Raw genomic sequence first — 16,070 nt, forward strand, 5'->3', positions numbered from 1 at the left:
GGCGGTTCCTCTAACCTGGCGCCATGAACGCGCCGGGGGAACTGATCGACGGGCGGTTCGAGCTGATCGAACGGCTCGGCAGCGGAGGCATGGGCACGGTGTGGCGGGCCCGCGACACCGTGCTCCACCGTGAAGTCGCCCTGAAGGCGGTCAGATCCGACGCCTCCGCTTCCGAGGCCGTGCGCGAGCGCGTACTGCGGGAGGCCCGGGCGCTGGCCCGGATCAGCCACTCCCATGTGGTGACGGTCCATCACATCGTCGACGCCGAACCGCATCCGTGGATCGTGATGGAGCTGGTGCCCGGGATCTCGCTCCAGGACAGGCTCGCCCTGGGGCCGCTCACCCCGCTGGAGGCAGCACGCATCGGACGCCAGGTGCTCTCCGCGCTGCGCGCCGCACACGCGGCCGGAATCCAGCACCGGGACGTCAAGCCGGCCAACGTCCTGCTGCGCCCGGCCGGTTCCCCCGGCGCGGCCGCCGCCGTCCTCACCGACTTCGGGATCGCGGCGCTCCAGGGCTCGACCTCCCTGACCGCCACGGGCGAACTGATCGGCTCGCCCGAGTACATGGCGCCCGAACGCGTCCGCGGCCGCGACGACGACCCGGCGTCCGACCTCTGGTCGCTGGGCCTGGTGCTGTACGTGGGCGTGGAGGGCGTCAGCCCGATGCGCCGGCCGACGACTCTGGCCACGCTGGCGGCGGTTCTCGACGAACCGGTGCCGCCGCCGGTGCGTTCCGGGCCGCTCGCACCCGTTCTCCAGGCCCTGCTCGTACGGGACCCGGCGGCCCGGCCCGACGCGGCGCGACTGGACGCGATGCTCGCGCAGGTCGAGGCGGGGACGGCACCGTACTGGGCGCAGCCCACGACAACGGCGCCGCCCGCGCCGGAGCCGGCGCCCTGGCCGGTTCCGCCGGTACCGACCCGGCTGGACAGTCCGCGGCCGACGGTCCCCCAGCCGCCCGCGCGGCTCCCGGAGGACCGGCGTGCGAACCGCGCGCCCCTGGTCGCCGCCGTGGTCGCCGTGGCCCTCGCGATCACCGCCGCCACCGCGATCGCGCTGGCGCTGCGGGATCCCGGGGGGCGGACGGCGGACGACGCGAAAGGCGCCGGTGGGGCATCGGGCCCCGCGGCCTCCGCCTCCGCCATCCCCGTCTCGAGCCCGGCGCCGAGCCCGAGCGCACCCCCGGCACCAACGGTCACCGTCACCGCGCCGGCGACTGAGAACACTCCGGCGGATCGCCCCGCGCCCCCGCCGCCCTCGGGCCGCTGGATCGCGCAGCTCTTCTCCGAGCCCGTCGAATCCGGCACAAGCGCCCGCGATGTCCGGCTTGCCCGAATTCGCCAGACGGTCCCCGAGGCCCGGTACCTACGCAGCGACGACTACGCGTCGCTGCGGCCCGGCTACTGGGTCGTCTACGCCGAGGGGCCGTTCGAAGACGGCCGGGCCGCGCTCAGGTTCTGCGCCGAACGCGGCCGCACCACGGCCAACAGCTGCTTCGGCCGCTATGTGAGTTCCCGCGCGGAGGACTCGGCGCTTCAGTGCCGCCCCCCGGCGGACAACCCGTCGGGGCGCTGCCGTCGCGGCTAGGCCCCGCCGTCCCCGCCGTCCCCGAGCGTCTCCAGGAAGCCAAGCGCCACGCGCCACGTCAGGCCGGCCGCCTCCTCGTCGTAGTCGGGAAGATCCGGGTCGGTGAAGAGGTGCCCCGCGCCCGGGTAGCGGTGGACCTCGACATCGGCACCCGTCCTGCCCATCCGCAGGTACCAGGCGGTGAGCCAGTCGTGCGGCTCGAAGGGGTCGGGGTCGGCGACGTGGAGCTGTACGGGCAGGTCCTCGACCCGAGCGTTCTCCGCGATGTCCGAAGTGCCGTGCAGCAGCAGGAGACCCCGGGCCTTCTCGTCGCCGAGGGCCAGGTTCTGGGCGATGGCGGCGCCCAGGGAGAACCCCGCGTACACGAGGCCGCGTTCCGAGTGGGGCGCGGCCGCCACGATCGCCCGCTTCAGCAGCTCGTCCACTCCGACCTCGTCCTTGTACGCCCTGCCCTCCTCCACGGAGTCGTACACCCGGCCGTCGAACAGGTCGGGGGTCCACACCTGGTGGCCCGCCGCGCGCAGTCGCTCGGCGGCGGCGAGCACGGCGGGACGCAGACCGTAGGTCGAATGGAAAAGCATGATGTCCATGCGGTCAGGTTACGTTCGAGGACGTGACTCCACCCTTGCGTAGACGCGCGGGCTTCCTGCGTCGGTGGCCAAGCCGCCGCGCAGAGGACCAGCCCGGCCCGCCGGATCCTGGCGTGCAGCTTGGCGACCTTCCGGGCCGCCGAGCGATGGCGCTTGGTGCGCTGCCGGGTCCGCTTCGGGAACGTCGCGAGGTGCCGCTGCGCCTCGCCCAGCTCCGCGGCCATCGCGGTGAGGAATCGCGGGTTGGCGACGTGCTCGCCGTCCGAGGTGGTCAGGAAGTGGGCGACGCCCGTGTCGATGCCGACCATCGCCCCCGTGGGCAGCAGGGGCTCCGCGGGCACGCTGTCGCAGGAGAGGACGACGTACCAGCGGGTTCCCTCGCGCTTCACCGAGATCGTCTTGACCCGGCCGCGCACGGGCCGGTGCTGGCGCACCCGGACGTGCCCGACACCCTGGAGCCGTACGCGTGCCCGCGCATCGTGGGGGGTGGAGTCCCATCGGCAGCCGTCGCCGCCCTTGGGGAAGGTGACGGTGTCGAAGTGCCCGACGCCCTTGAAGCGGGGGTATCCCGGGCTCTGCCCGGCCTTGACCCGGCGGAAGAACGCCTTGAACGCCTTGTCCAGTCGGCGCGGGGTGGCCTGCTGGGAGGAGAACGCCCAACGGCCCTGACGCTCCGGATCGAATACCCGGATCTCCTTGAGCTGGGCGGACTGGTCCCCGTCGCGGACCGTGGTCTTCGAGGTGTGCCGGTAGGCGTCACGGCGTTCCTGGAGGGCGCCGTTGTACAGGGAGCAGTGGTCCCGCAGCATCTGGCCGAGCACGGCCGTCTGACGGGCCGTGGGGCGCAGGAGGAACTTGTACGCGCGGATCACCGCTCACGCCTCCGCTCGACGCGCAGCCCCTCGGCGAGGAGAACGCACGCGGCAGCGTTGATCGAGATGCCTACGCGCTCGGCGTATGCCTCGATCTGCCGCTTCAGCTCAGGAGCAACGCGAAGGTTCATTGACTCCCGGCGATCACCCCTAGCCACAACCAAGATTCCACCACTCCGCGACTGTTCGTCGCGGGCGGGAAACGAAGCGAGCTCCGGCGCTGCGCGCCTCCGGTTCGAGGACGAAATCCCCCCTCCGGCCAAAGCCGGAGGTCCCCTTTCGAGAGGTATCTGATGGAGAACGTGTTGCGTCCGTTGATCGTCCTCGTCGGCTCGGTCCTTCTCACGCTGCTGCTGGGGTGGCTCACCGATCTGCTGCTCCGCCGCGCGGACGCCCGCCACAGCGAAACCCCGCTGTGGGGGCTGCTGCGCCGCTGCCGGGTGCCGTTGCAGGTGGTGGTGCTGACCGCGCTGCTGCGAGGGACCTACACGGAGAGCGCCATCGCGGTCGTCGAACGGAACGAGGCCTTCATCGGCCACGTCCTGACGCTCGTCCTCATCGCCGCCTCGGCCTGGCTGGTGGTGCGGATCGCCGCGGCGGTGGTGGAGGCCTCGTACTCCCGCTTCGCGGCCAGCTCCCGGGATCTCGCGCGGGTCCGCCGGGTCCGCACCCAGGTCGCGCTGGTCCAGCGGATCGTCACCGCCCTGGTCGGCGTGGTGGCCTTCGCCTCGATGCTGCTGACCTTCCCGGGGATGGACAAGCTGGGAGCCTCCCTGCTGGCCTCCGCCGGTGTCCTCGGCATCGTCGCCGGTGTCGCGGCCCAGTCCACGCTGGGCAATCTCTTCGCCGGCTTCCAGATCGCCTTCGGCGACATGGTCCGCATCGGCGACACCGTCGTCGTGGACGGCGAGTGGGGCACGGTGGAGGAGGTGACGCTCACCTTCCTCGCGGTGCGGACGTGGGACGAACGGCGGATCACGATGCCGGTGTCGTACTTCACCAGCAAGCCGTTCGAGAACTGGTCGCGCGGCGGCGTGCAGATGACCGGGACCGTCTTCTTCCATCTCGACCACACGGCGCCGGTGCACGAGATGCGCGAGAAGCTCCACGACATCCTGCGCGACTGCCCGGCCTGGGACGGCCGCGACTGGTCGCTCGCGGTCACGGACACCACGCCCAACACGATGGTGGTCCGCGCCGTCGTCACCGCGAAGGACGCGGACGACATCTGGACGGTGCGGTGCGCGGTACGGGAGCAGCTGATCGCCTGGCTGTGCGACCACCACGCGCACGCGCTCCCGCGGATCGCCACGTCCCAGGCGGTCGCCCCGCCCGCCGCGCACACCCAGCCGGAGACCCCGGCCCAGCGGACCGGCCGCGGCTGACGGGACCGGGGCGGTGGGGACGGCGCCGCCGAGGCGCTTTCCCGGCGGCGGGCGCCCACCGGTGTCCGGGGTCCCGCCCGGCGGGACCGTGCCCGGCCGGAGGCCGGCGGCCCGGCCTCAATGGCCGCGCTCCGCACCACCGTTGACCTGGATGACCTGGGACGTGATGTGGGCCGCCGCGTGCGAGGCGAGCCAGTGGAGGGTTTGGGCCACGTCGCCGGGATGGCCGGCCCGGCCCGTGGACGTCTCGGCGATGAGCTGCCTTCGGCGGTCCTCCCCGATCCCGTCGCCGAAGAAGTCGGTCTCCTCGACGTAACCGGGAGCCACGAGGTTCACCGTGATGCCGCGCGGCCCGAGCCGGCGGGCCAGGTCGTGCGCGTACGGGTGCAGGGCGGCCTTGGAGGCCGCGTACGCGCCGGAGCCGGACCCCCGGTAGGCCGCGATGGAGCTGAGGAACAGCACACGGCCCCCGGGCGTGGCCAGATGGTCCTGGAGGGCCTCGGTGAGGAGCGTGGCGGTCAGGGTGTTGAGCCGGAAGTTGAGCGTCCAGTCGTGGGCGACCGCCTCCAGCGGGTCCTCGAACTCGGGCCGGTCCTCCAGCGCGCCGCTGCCGCCCGCACTGTGGACGAGGACGTCCACAGTGCCGTACTCCCGCGCGGCGAACTCCGCGGCCCGGCGCGCGCCTTGGGGCTCGGTCAGATCCGCCGCGCAGTAGCGTGCTCCGGGAATCCGCCCGGCCGCCCGTTGGAGCACCTCCTCGCGGCGCCCGAGCAGCAGTACCTGCTCGCCGTCCGCGGCGAACACCTCCGCCGTCGCGAGCCCGATTCCCGTACCCCCGCCACTGATCACCACCGTGCGCGCCATGCACCGATCCTACGACCGGCCGGCCGCCCGGAGCCGGTCCGAAACCGCCCCGCGCGGCCGACTTGGGGCGCCGCACACGGACGGGTGTCAGCGCAGGCTGCGGACGTCCAGGTGCAGCAGGACGCGATCGACGACCTCGGGGTCGGCGCCCGGCTCGCTGCGCGCGGCGAGCACCTCGTGCCGAGCGGCCGACAGCATCTCGCGCTGCACGCGCAGGAGCGTCCGCTGCCGGCCCGCCCGCCTGGCGAACCATTCGCGGCGCTCTTCGTCCACGATGTCCGGACTGATCCGGGTGCCGATGTCGTACGCCGCCCGCTGGAGCCGTTCCGCGATGTCCTCGGGCAACTCCTCCACCTGCTCGATCTCCTTCAGCCGGTGCTTGGCCGCCTTGGCCGCGCGCAGCGCGAGGTCACGCTCCAGCGCCCGTTCGGCGTCGGTGTCGGCTCGTACGCCGAGCCGTTTCACGAGCCAGGGCAGTGTGAGCCCCTGGAGCACCAGGGTCGTCATGATCACCGCGAACGCGATGAAGACGATCACGTCCCGACCCGGGAACGGTGCGCCGTCCGCCGTGCGCAGGGGGATCGCCAGGGCCAGCGCGACCGAGGCGACGCCCCGCATCCCGGACCACCACATGACCACGGTCTCGCGCCAGCCGACGGGGATCTCCTCGTCGTAGTCGCGCCGTTTGTGGAGCCGCTTGGTCAGCCAGGTGGCGGGCAGCAGATACATCAGCCGCACGCCGATGACGGTGGCGACGACGAGCACGGACCATCCCGTCAGCAGGCCGCCCCGGCCTTCGGCAGTGCCGAAGACGTTGTGGAGTTCCAGCCCGATGAGGCCGAAGGCGACCCCGGTCACGAGGGTGTCGACGACCTGCCAGAAGGTGTTGCCCGCGAGCCGCCAGAGCACGTCGTCGGCGTCGACCGCGTGCTCGGCCAGATAGAGGGCGGTGACGAGCACGGCGAGCACGCCGGAGCCGAGCAGGTCCTCGGCGAGCACATAGCTGACGAACGGCACGAGCAGGGTGAGCCCGATCTGCAGGGTCGGGTCGCCGAGCAGGCCCATCAGCCGTTGTGAGAGCCAGCCGAGCGCGAGTCCCACGGCCACCGCGACGACGGCGGAGAGCACCAGTTCGCGGGCGGCCCTGGGCCACGAGAACGTACCGCTGACGACCGCGCCGATCGCCACGTGGTAGAGCACGATCGCGGTGACGTCGTTGAACAGCCCCTCGCCCTCCAGGATCGACACAAGCCTGCGGGGCAGGCCGAGGGAGCCCGCGACGGCGGTCGCGGCGACCGGGTCCGGCGGTGCCACGAGGGCGCCGAGGACGACCGCTGCGGCGATCGGCAGCCCGGGGACGACCGTGTGCGCGACGGCCGCGACGGCGGCCGTGGTGATGAAGACCAGGGCGACGGCGAGCAGGAAGATCGGCCGGACGTTGGCGGTGAACTGCCGCCAGGACGTGCGCTGCACGGCGGCGTACAGCAGTGGCGGGAGCAGCAGCGGAAGGATGAGCTCGGGCCGGATGGTGACGTTCGGGACGAAGGGCAGCAGGGCGAGGACGACGCCGACGAGCGTCATCAGCACCGGCGCGGGCAGCCCGAGCCGCTCCCCGAGCGGCACGGTGATCACGGCTCCCAGCAACAGCACGAACAGCAGCGCCAGTTGGTCCACGAGCACCCCTCGACGGTCGAATCTCCGACGATCACCGGCTCCAGCGTGCCATGCGTTCATCCCGATTCATCCGAATACGCCCGTCCCCGGACCGGCTGCTGAAGGCCCGTCACCGGCCGGGCCGGGCACGATGAGGGGAGCGGGACGGCTTCGCGATCGGGCGGGGGCCGTACGAGCGCCCCGCGCGGAGGTGGTGCCCGGTCGGGCCGGGGTGCGCGGGCCCGGCGGGCGGACAGGGCAGGTACGGGTCGCGCAGGAGCCGGACCGGGGGTATGGGCCACCGGGCACGGCGGCGGCGCCCGGCCGCGGGACGTGCCGGTGCCGCGCCGGAAGTGCCGGCAGGTGGAGCACGGCCACCACGACACGGCCCGGGCATGACGGCCGTCCCCGGCGCGATGCCCGCGGGACGACCCCGTCAGAGCGCTCGGCGCATGGCCCGGTGGGGGATGCCCGCGTCCGGGAACTCGGGGCCGTACGCCTCGTAGCCCAGGCGCTCGTAGAACACGAGCGCGTGGGTCTGTGCGTGCAGGTCGACCGCGGAGAGACCTCGTTCACGGGCCGCGGACTCGATCGCGCGGACGAGCGCAGCCCCGACGCCGCGGCCGCGCGCGGCCGCCGTCACCGCGAGCCGCCCCAGGGAGCCGACCGAAGGGTCGCCCCCGGTCTTGCCGGCCGCCGCCGGGCCGTACAGCAGCCGGCCCGTGCCCAGCGGGCCCTCCGGGCCGACGGCCAGGACGTGGATCGTGTCCGCGCCCTCGGCGTCGTAGGCGTCGTACTCGATCTCCTGCGGCACCCGCTGCTCGACGACGAAGACCTCCTTGCGCACCGTGAAGCACGCCTCACGGTCGGCGGGGTCCGTCGCCTCGCGGACGGCGTATCCGCCCGGGGCGACGTCGTCCGGCGGGTGCTCCGCGTGCCCGGTCATGCGCTCTCCGCCGCGATCCGGTCCAGCGCCGCCTGCAGATCCTCGGGATACTCGCTGGCGAACTCGACCCACTGGCCGTCCGCTGGGTGCTCGAAGCCCAGGCGCACCGCGTGCAGCCACTGCCGGGTCAGGCCCAGCCGCCGTGCCATCGTCGGGTCGGCGCCGTACGTGAGGTCGCCGACGCAGGGGTGCCGGTGGGCCGACATGTGCACCCGGATCTGGTGCGTACGGCCGGTCTCCAGCTTGATGTCCAGCAGCGAGGCGGCGCGGAACGCCTCGATCAGGTCGTAGTGCGTGACGGAGGGCTTGCCCTCGGCCGTCACGGCCCACTTGTAGTCGTGCTGGGGGTGGCGGCCGATGGGGGCGTCGATCGTGCCGCTGAGCGGGTCCGGGTGGCCCTGCACCAGCGCGTGGTACCGCTTGTCGACCGTGCGCTCCCGGAACTGCTGCTTCAGCAGGGAGTACGCCCGCTCCGACTTGGCGACCACCATCAGCCCGGAGGTGCCGACGTCCAGCCGGTGCACGATGCCCTGCCGCTCCGCGGCACCCGACGTGGAGATCCGGTACCCGGCCGCGGCCAGCCCGCCGATCACCGTCGGCCCGGACCAGCCGGGGCTCGGGTGGGCCGCCACGCCGACCGGCTTCGCGATCACGACGATGTCCTCGTCGTCGTGCACGATCTCCATGCCATCGACCGGCTCGGCGACGACCTGCACCGGCGCGGGAGCCTGCGGCATCTCGACCTCGAGCCAGGCCCCGCCGCTCACCCTCTCGGACTTGCCCACGACCGAGCCGTCGACCTGGACCTTGCCCGCGGCCGCGAGCTCGGCGGCCTTCGTCCGGGAGAAGCCGAACATCCGCGATATGGCGGCGTCGACGCGCTCGCCCTCGAGGCCGTCGGGTACGGGCAGGGTGCGGGTTTCGGGAATCGTGCTCACCCGTCGAGTATGCCTTGTCGGCCCCTGTGACCGGGCACGCCTGTGGACAACCGGCGCCCGGCAGCCCGCCGGCGACGTCCGGGCGCCGCAGCGGTCGGCCGTCGCGCTGCCGCGGACCGTGCAGGACCCGCCCCGGTCCTTGTCAGTCCTTGTGGACGGTGCCGTCCGGGTCCAGACCCTTGAAGGACAGGATCACGATCAGGATGCCGCCGCACACGATCGCCGAGTCCGCCAAGTTGAACACGGCGAAGTGCTTCGGCGCGATGAAGTCGACGACCGCGCCCTCGAAGACCCCCGGCGCACGGAAGATCCGGTCCGTGAGGTTGCCGAGCGCACCGCCCAGCAGCATGCCGAGCGCGATGGCCCACGGCAGGCTGTAGAGCTTGCGTGCCAGCCGCGCGATCACCACGATCACCACGGCGGCGATGATCGTGAAGATGATCGTGAACGCCTCGCCGAAGCCGAACGCGGCACCGGGGTTGCGGACCGCCTCGAACCTCAGCCAGTCACCGATGACCCGGATCGGCTCGTGGTGCTCCAGCTTCGCGACGACCAGCATCTTGCTGGCGAGGTCCAGCACGTAGGCCACGGCGGCCACGGCGAACAGGGCGAAGATCCTCCGCTCGCCCTTGGGCCGCTCGGCGGGAGCCGCGGCCTCGTCGTCTACGTCCGGCGTACCGATGATGCGCTCCGCCTCTGCCACGTGAGTCCCTCAACCTAGGTGCTGACTGGTCACGAGGGTACGGCACGCGGGTGCGGGCCCGGCTCCGGACACCGTGCCGCGGTCCGGAGCCGGTGGCGGGGTCAGCCTCTCCGTTCCTGCTTCTGCTTGTCCTCCACGCACAGGGTGGCCCGGGGGAACGCCTGCATCCTGGCCTTGCCGATCGGGTTGCCGCACACCTCGCAGAGGCCGTACGTGCCCGCGTCCAGCCGGTGCAGGGCCCGCTCGCTCTGCTCGACCATCTCGCGGGCGTTGGCGGCCAGCGCCATCTCGTGCTCGCGGGTGATGTTCTTCGTGCCGGTGTCGGCCTGGTCGTCCCCGGCGCCGTCACCGGAGTCCCGCATCAGCCCGGTCAGCGCCTCCTCGGAGTGGCTGATCTCGGCCTGCAGCCGGGCGAGCTCGCTCTCCAGCTCGGCGCGCGCCTCGGCGACCTCCTCCGGCGTCCACGGGTCCTCCCCCGGCCGTACGGCGAGGTCCCCCGGCGCCGCCGCGACCCGCGCCTGCGGCACCGGCGACGCGGTGTCCTTCGTGTCCGTACCGGACCCCGCGCTCTTCTTGGCTGCCACCGTCCTGGCTCCCGTCTGCTCCGCGGCCTCGACCGCTTCCCTGGCCGCCGTGGCGGCCTTGCCGGCGCCTGCCTTCGCAGCCGCCTTCCTGCCCGGCGCCTTGGCGGCCGCCGCCGGAGGCGCCGCCGAGCGCCCCGCCGCGTCCTTGCCGGCCGCGGTCTTCCTCGTGGCCGCGGTCTTCTTCGCGGCCGTGCTCTTCCTCGTCGCCGCGGTCGTCGTGCCCTCGGCGGACCTGCCCCCGGCCCTGCCGGCGCCGGTGGTACTCGACGCGGCGTCCCCGGCCTTCGGCCCCGCGTCCGGAGTCCTCGCGCCGCCGGTGGCCTTCGACGCGGCGCCCGACTTCGCGGCGGCCCGGGCGGTCGCCTTGCGTGCCGCCTTCCGGCCCGACTCCTTCGCCGCCCCCCCGGCGGCTCCGCCCGGTTCCTTCTCCGCGTCCGGCGCCGGGGGCTCCGGGGCGTGGGCCTTCGAGCTTCTCGACGAGGTCTTCCCCCCGCCCGCGGACCTGGCCGTGGCGGCGGACCGCTTGGCCGCCGCCGCGGTGCTCTTCCGCGCGGCCTTCCTGGCGGGCTCCGCGGCCTTCGCCTCGGCCGCGTCGTGCGCGTTCGCGCCGGAGGCGACGGTCTTCGTCACCCTCCGGGTGCTCTTCTTCGCGACGACGCTCTTCTTGCCGTTCGTCTCCTTGGCCGCCGCCCCCGCAGCGGCGGTGGACCTCGCTGACGCCGTCTTCTTCACGGCGGTCTTCTTCGCCACCATGGCCGCGGCCCCTTCACATATTGTGATCTTGCTCGCGAATCGTGCTGGGACGATAAATCGACCCCAGCGCCGCGGCAACGGGGCACGCCGCCTGTCCGGCCCGCCCCGCGCCTTCCCCAACGCGAGCCTGCATCCGTTGTGCCCAGCTCCCCGCCCCCTAATCCGCCGGGCGGGCGCCTGCGGAACCCGCTCGGCTCCGTGTGGCCATTCGGGTCATGCGGGGGCGGCCCTCCGCTCGGCCCGGCGGCCGGGAAATCCGGTCGGCCCCCACGCGTCCGGGCCCGTACACTGGGCGAAGCGAAAGGCGTGGATGGGGACGAGTAGCGTCGTACGCAGCCATGAGCGACCCGGGGACGGTGAGAGCCCGGGGGCGAGCGCGGTGCGAATGATCACCCCTGAGCCGCCGGAAGAACGCCCGCAGTCGTCCCAGGGCCAGTAGAACCGGCATCGCGACCCCAATGAGGGGGCTCCCCGGCCGTGCGCCGGAGGGCCAAGGAGGGTGGTACCGCGGGAGCGCAGCGCATCGGCTCTCGTCCCTCCGACGGAAGAGACACACTCCGTTGGAGGAGCCCGTACATGACGCCGCCGCAGTACCGCCAGGTGCCAGCCCAGGTCGACCTGCCCGCGCTCGAGCACGCCGTGCTCGACTTCTGGCGCGAGAACAAGGTCTTCGCGAAGAGCCTCGAGCAGTCCGAGGGCCGCCCCGAGTGGGTCTTCTACGAGGGCCCGCCCACGGCCAACGGCATGCCCGGCGCCCACCACATCGAGGCCCGCGTCTTCAAGGACGTCTTCCCGCGCTTCCGGACCATGCGGGGCTACCACGTGGCCCGCAAGGCCGGCTGGGACTGCCACGGTCTGCCGGTCGAGCTCGCGGTCGAGAAGGAGCTCGGCTTCAACGGCAAGAAGGACATCGAGGCGTACGGCATCGCGGAGTTCAACGCGAAGTGCCGCGAGTCCGTGACGCGCCACACCGACGCCTTCGCCGAGCTGACGACCCGCATGGGCTACTGGGTCGACCTCGACGAGGCGTACCGGACCATGGACCCCGAGTACATCGAGTCCGTGTGGTGGTCCCTGAAGGAGATCTTCGGCAAGGGCCTGCTGGTCCAGGACCACCGCGTCGCGCCCTGGTGCCCGCGCTGCGGCACCGGCCTGTCCGACCACGAGCTGGCGCAGGGTTACGAGACCGTCGTCGACCCGTCCGTGTTCGTCCGCTTCCCGCTGACCTCCGGCCCGCTCGCGGGCGAGGCCTCGCTGCTGGTGTGGACGACCACCCCGTGGACGCTGGTGTCCAACACCGCCGTGGCCGCGCACCCAGCGGTCACCTACGTGGTGGCCACGAACGGCGAGGAGAAGCTCGTCGTCGCCGAGCCGCTGCTGGAGAAGGCCCTCGGCGAAGGCTGGGAGGCCACCGGCCAGACCTTCACGGGCGCCGAGATGGAGCGGTGGGGCTACCGCCGGCCCTTCGAGCTCGTCGAGTTCCCGGCCCCGGCGCACTTCGTGGTCAACGCCGAGTACGTGACGACGGAGGACGGCACGGGTCTGGTCCACCAGTCCCCCGCCTTCGGTGAGGACGACCTCAAGGTCTGCCGCGCGTACGGCCTCCCCGTGGTGAACCCGGTCCGTCCCGACGGCACCTTCGAGGAGGACGTGCCGCTGGTCGGCGGCGTCTTCTTCAAGAAGGCCGACGAGGCGCTGACCCAGGACCTGGACGCCCGCGGCCTGCTCTTCCGGCACGTCCCGTACGAGCACAGCTACCCGCACTGCTGGCGCTGCCACACGGCGCTGCTCTACTACGCGCAGCCGTCGTGGTACATCCGCACCACCGCGATCAAGGACCGGCTCCTCGAGGAGAACGAGAACACCAACTGGTTCCCCGACTCGGTCAAGAACGGCCGGTACGGAGACTGGCTCAACAACAACATCGACTGGGCGCTGTCGCGGAACCGCTACTGGGGCACCCCCCTGCCGATCTGGCGCTGCGACGACGACCACCTGACCGTCGTCGGCTCGCTCGCCGAGCTGAGCGAGCTCACCGGCGAGGACCAGTCCGGCCTGGACCCGCATCGTCCGTTCATCGACGCGGTCACCTTCGCCTGCCCGCAGTGCTCCTCGACGGCGACGCGGGTCCCCGAAGTCATCGACGCCTGGTACGACTCGGGGTCCATGCCGTTCGCGCAGTGGGGCTACCCGTACCGGAACAAGGAGATCTTCGAGAAGCGCTACCCGGCGCAGTTCATCTCCGAGGCGATCGACCAGACCCGCGGCTGGTTCTACACGCTGATGGCCGTCGGCACGCTGGTCTTCGACAAGTCGTCGTACGAGAACGTGGTCTGCCTGGGCCACATCCTCGCCGAGGACGGCCGCAAGATGTCCAAGCACCTCGGCAACATCCTGCAGCCGATCCCGCTGATGGACCAGCACGGCGCCGACGCCGTGCGCTGGTTCATGGCGGCCGGCGGCTCGCCGTGGGCGGCTCGCCGGGTGGGCCACGGCACCATCCAGGAGGTCGTGCGCAAGACGCTGCTCACCTACTGGAACACCGTCGCCTTCCAGGCGCTGTACGCCCGCACCTCGGGCTGGGCGCCGTCGGCCTCCGACCCGGCGCCGGCGGAGCGCACGGTGCTCGACCGCTGGCTGCTCTCGGAGCTGCACGCACTGGTCGACCAGGTCACGCAGGCGCTGGAGGCGTACGACACCCAGCGCGCCGGCAAGCTGATCTCGTCCTTCGTGGACGACCTGTCGAACTGGTACGTACGCCGCTCGCGCCGCCGGTTCTGGCAGGGCGACGCGGCCGCGCTGCGGACGCTCCACGACGTGATCGAGACCGTCACCCGGCTGATGGCCCCGCTCACCCCGTTCATCACGGAGCGGGTGTGGCAGGACCTCGTGGTCCCGGTGTCGCCGGAGGCGCCGGAGTCCGTGCACCTGACGACCTGGCCGGAGGCCGACCTCTCCGCCATCGACCCGGAGCTCTCCCGGCAGATGGCGCTGGTCCGCCGGCTGGTGGAGCTGGGCCGAGCGACCCGTGCGGAGTCCGGTGTGAAGACCCGCCAGCCGCTGTCGCGGGCGCTGGTCGCGGCATCGGGCTTCGAGTCGTTGTCGCCGGAACTGCACTCGCAGATCACCGAGGAGCTCAACGTCTCGTCGCTGGCTTCGCTGTCCGAGGTCGGCGGATCACTGGTCGACACGACGGCGAAGGCGAACTTCCGGGCGCTGGGCAAGCGTTTCGGCAAGGGCGTGCAGGACGTCGCCAAGGCAGTGGCGGCGGCGGACGCGGCGGCGCTGTCGCTCGCGCTGCGATCCGGCTCGGCCGTGATCGCCGTCAACGGCGAGGAGGTGACCCTCTCCCCGGAGGAGGTCATCATCACCGAGACCCCGCGAGAGGGCTGGTCGGTCGCCTCCGACCAGGGCGCCACGGTCGCGCTCGACCTGGAGATCACTCCGGAGCTGCGGCGGGCCGGACTGGCCCGTGACGCGATCCGGTTGATCCAGGAGGCGCGCAAGAACAGCGGTCTGGACGTCGCCGACCGTATCGCGCTCCGCTGGTCGTCCACGGATGCCGAGGTCACCTCGGCGCTCTCGGACCACTCCGGGCTGATCGCGGACGAGGTCCTCGCGACGGACTTCGCGACGGGCGAGGGCGACGACGCGTACGGCACCCCGTTCACGGACGAGGGCCTCTCCCTGACGTTCCGTCTCCGCAAGGCGTAACCCGTACCGCACCGCGCATCGAGGGTCCGGCTCCTTCGGGGCCGGGCCCTTCGCGTTCCCCGTCCGTGCGGCTCCTGCGCGGCTGGGCGACCCGCCGTCTCGGCACGCTGGCGAGGGCGTCGTACTCCGCTCCCCGCGCCCGCACGACCGCACGACGCCGCGCAGCACGCGGGACGCCCCGCACCCGTGCGGCGCGAGGCGGGCGAGACCGGGACCGGCGCGAGGCTCAGTGCGAGCGGGCGCGCAAGAAACGGGCCGGGCCCGGGACGTTCGTCCCGGGCCCGGCCCGTTCAAGCCTGCCGACGGCTATGCGCGCTCCGCGCCGTGGCCCGCCGTCAGTTGTCGTCCTCGTCGATGAGGAAACCGCGCATCGGCGACGGTGCCTGCTGCATCGGCTGCGGACCGCCCTGCGGCCGCACCGGCGCCATCGGCTGGGTCATCGCCGGGGACATCTGCTGCTGGCCGCCGTACGACGGGCCGCCGCCCATGCCCTGGTTGCCGCCCATGCCCTGGTTGCCGCCGAAGGACGGGGCACCGGCGCCGGCCGGAGCCATCGAGGGGGACGGGGGCAGCGACGCGGCAGCCGGGGTCCGCGGCGGGGCCAGCGAGTCGTCGGCCTGGGTCTCCAGCTGGCGCAGCTGGCTCTCCAGGTACGACTTCAGACGCGTGCGGTACTCGCGCTCGAAGCCGCGCAGGTCCTCGACCTTGCGCTCCAGCGTGGCGCGGGCGGACTCCAGCGAGCCCATCGCGACGCGGTGCTTCTCCTGCGCGTCCCGCTCCAGCGCGTCGGCCTTGGCGCGGGCGTCCCGCTCCAGGCCCTCGGCGCGCGACCGGGCCTCGCCGACGATCTTGTTGGCCTCGGAGCGGGCCTCCGCGATCGCCTGGTCGGCCGTCTGCTGGGCCAGGGACAGCACGCGTGCGGCGCTGTCACCGCCCGGGCCCTGGCCCGGGAGCTGCGGGCCACCGTGACCACCCATGGGGCCGCCCATCGGGCCGCCCATGGGACCGCCCTGCATCGGGCCGGGGCCCATCGGACCACCCTGCGGGTGACCCTGGGGGCCATGACCACCGTGACCACCGTGACCACCGGGACCGGCCGGCAGCTGAGGAGCTCCACCGGGCAGCTGGGGGGGACCCATCTGCGGGGGCTGCTGCTGGACGGGGGGTCCGGATATGGCGGCGGGCACGGGAGCGCCGGGACCACGGCCGTCCTGCGGCTCCGGCGGCTTGCGCATGCCCTGCTGCTGCTGGTTCTGCGCGGCCGCACGGGTCGCCGCCGCAAGCTTCGCGCGCAGGTCCTCGTTCTCTCGGAGGAGGCGCGTCAGCTCGGCTTCGACCTCGTCGAGAAAGGCATCGACCTCGTCCTCGTCATAGCCTTCTCGGAGGCGGACGGTCGTGAACTGCTTGTTCCGCACGTCCTCGGGGGTCAGCGGCATCTCTACTTCACCTCTACGTAGTCGTCGGCAGTCGGCAAGACCG

General features: G+C 72.7%; 12 protein-coding genes and 1 pseudogene. 3 read left to right on the forward strand and 10 right to left on the reverse strand.

Features of this window, described 5'->3' with window-relative positions:
- Nucleotides 1-23: 23 nt before the first annotated feature.
- Entirely contained in the window at nucleotides 24-1,589 is a 1,566-nt protein-coding gene (locus BLT82_RS08560) for a serine/threonine-protein kinase (protein WP_093653257.1), read from the forward strand.
- Here the strand turns inward: BLT82_RS08560 and BLT82_RS08565 are convergent.
- The 3 genes and pseudogenes from BLT82_RS08565 to BLT82_RS36775 form a co-directional block, all read right to left on the reverse strand.
- Nucleotides 1,586-2,179 carry a dienelactone hydrolase family protein gene (locus BLT82_RS08565; protein ID WP_093653258.1) on the reverse strand — a complete coding sequence of 198 codons (594 nt, stop codon included), beginning with the start codon at nucleotides 2,177-2,179 and terminating at the stop codon, nucleotides 1,586-1,588. The two genes, BLT82_RS08560 and BLT82_RS08565, sit on opposite strands and share 4 nt — an antisense overlap.
- Before the next feature lie 98 nt (nucleotides 2,180-2,277).
- A pseudogene (locus tag BLT82_RS08570) lies at nucleotides 2,278-3,051 on the reverse strand (RNA-guided endonuclease InsQ/TnpB family protein); the annotation flags it as partial.
- A complete protein-coding gene (locus BLT82_RS36775) occupies nucleotides 3,048-3,182 on the reverse strand; it encodes a toxin-antitoxin system HicB family antitoxin (protein WP_143041481.1) in 135 nt (44 codons plus the stop codon). The pseudogene BLT82_RS08570 and the gene BLT82_RS36775, both read right to left, overlap by 4 nt.
- Nucleotides 3,183-3,344: 162 nt before the next feature.
- Between BLT82_RS36775 and BLT82_RS08575 the strand changes: the two genes are divergently transcribed.
- A complete protein-coding gene (locus BLT82_RS08575) occupies nucleotides 3,345-4,436 on the forward strand; it encodes a mechanosensitive ion channel family protein (RefSeq protein WP_093653259.1) in 1,092 nt (363 codons plus the stop codon).
- Between the two features lie 117 nt (nucleotides 4,437-4,553).
- On the opposite strand, the gene BLT82_RS08580 is transcribed toward BLT82_RS08575, so the two are convergent.
- From BLT82_RS08580 to BLT82_RS08605, 6 genes are all read right to left on the reverse strand, one after another.
- Nucleotides 4,554-5,300 carry an SDR family NAD(P)-dependent oxidoreductase gene (locus BLT82_RS08580; RefSeq protein WP_093653260.1) on the reverse strand — a complete coding sequence of 249 codons (747 nt, stop codon included), beginning with the start codon at nucleotides 5,298-5,300 and terminating at the stop codon, nucleotides 4,554-4,556.
- 87 nt (nucleotides 5,301-5,387) lie between these two features.
- Nucleotides 5,388-6,974: a Na+/H+ antiporter gene (locus tag BLT82_RS08585; RefSeq protein WP_093653358.1), complete on the reverse strand. Its 1,587-nt coding sequence runs from the start codon at nucleotides 6,972-6,974 to the stop codon at nucleotides 5,388-5,390.
- A 415-nt stretch (nucleotides 6,975-7,389) separates the two neighbouring features.
- Nucleotides 7,390-7,899 carry a GNAT family N-acetyltransferase gene (locus BLT82_RS08590; protein ID WP_093653261.1) on the reverse strand — a complete coding sequence of 170 codons (510 nt, stop codon included), beginning with the start codon at nucleotides 7,897-7,899 and terminating at the stop codon, nucleotides 7,390-7,392.
- Nucleotides 7,896-8,837, reverse strand: coding sequence for an RluA family pseudouridine synthase (locus tag BLT82_RS08595; protein ID WP_093653262.1), 942 nt, complete (start codon nucleotides 8,835-8,837; stop codon nucleotides 7,896-7,898). The genes BLT82_RS08590 and BLT82_RS08595 overlap by 4 nt, the downstream gene beginning before the upstream one ends.
- A gap of 142 nt (nucleotides 8,838-8,979) precedes the next feature.
- Nucleotides 8,980-9,540 (reverse strand): signal peptidase II, encoded by a 561-nt coding sequence (gene lspA, locus BLT82_RS08600; protein ID WP_093653263.1) that lies wholly within the window; start codon nucleotides 9,538-9,540, stop codon nucleotides 8,980-8,982.
- Nucleotides 9,541-9,641: 101 nt separating this feature from the next.
- Nucleotides 9,642-10,877, reverse strand: coding sequence for a TraR/DksA family transcriptional regulator (locus BLT82_RS08605; protein WP_093653264.1), 1,236 nt, complete (start codon nucleotides 10,875-10,877; stop codon nucleotides 9,642-9,644).
- A gap of 576 nt (nucleotides 10,878-11,453) precedes the next feature.
- Between BLT82_RS08605 and ileS the strand changes: the two genes are divergently transcribed.
- Nucleotides 11,454-14,591 (forward strand): isoleucine--tRNA ligase, encoded by a 3,138-nt coding sequence (gene ileS / locus BLT82_RS08610; RefSeq protein ID WP_093653265.1) that lies wholly within the window; start codon nucleotides 11,454-11,456, stop codon nucleotides 14,589-14,591.
- 335 nt (nucleotides 14,592-14,926) lie between these two features.
- On the opposite strand, the gene BLT82_RS08615 is transcribed toward ileS, so the two are convergent.
- Entirely contained in the window at nucleotides 14,927-16,027 is a 1,101-nt protein-coding gene (locus BLT82_RS08615; RefSeq protein WP_093653266.1) for a DivIVA domain-containing protein, read from the reverse strand.
- Between the last annotated feature and the right edge of the window lie 43 nt (nucleotides 16,028-16,070).

Origin of the sequence: Streptomyces wuyuanensis (assembly GCF_900103455.1) — a bacterium.
GTDB lineage: Bacteria > Actinomycetota > Actinomycetes > Streptomycetales > Streptomycetaceae > Streptomyces > Streptomyces wuyuanensis.

What these genes read in the sequence shown, in the direction of transcription:
- BLT82_RS08560 (WP_093653257.1), top strand. Translation starts at nt 24, where the DNA reads ATGAACGCGCCGGGGGAACTGATCGACGGGCGGTTCGAGCTGATCGAA.
- BLT82_RS08565 (WP_093653258.1), bottom strand. Translation starts at nt 2,179, where the DNA reads ATGGACATCATGCTTTTCCATTCGACCTACGGTCTGCGTCCCGCCGTG.
- BLT82_RS36775 (WP_143041481.1), bottom strand. Translation starts at nt 3,182, where the DNA reads ATGAACCTTCGCGTTGCTCCTGAGCTGAAGCGGCAGATCGAGGCATAC.
- BLT82_RS08575 (WP_093653259.1), top strand. Translation starts at nt 3,345, where the DNA reads ATGGAGAACGTGTTGCGTCCGTTGATCGTCCTCGTCGGCTCGGTCCTT.
- BLT82_RS08580 (WP_093653260.1), bottom strand. Translation starts at nt 5,300, where the DNA reads ATGGCGCGCACGGTGGTGATCAGTGGCGGGGGTACGGGAATCGGGCTC.
- BLT82_RS08590 (WP_093653261.1), bottom strand. Translation starts at nt 7,899, where the DNA reads ATGACCGGGCACGCGGAGCACCCGCCGGACGACGTCGCCCCGGGCGGA.
- BLT82_RS08605 (WP_093653264.1), bottom strand. Translation starts at nt 10,877, where the DNA reads ATGGTGGCGAAGAAGACCGCCGTGAAGAAGACGGCGTCAGCGAGGTCC.
- ileS (WP_093653265.1), top strand. Translation starts at nt 11,454, where the DNA reads ATGACGCCGCCGCAGTACCGCCAGGTGCCAGCCCAGGTCGACCTGCCC.
- BLT82_RS08615 (WP_093653266.1), bottom strand. Translation starts at nt 16,027, where the DNA reads ATGCCGCTGACCCCCGAGGACGTGCGGAACAAGCAGTTCACGACCGTC.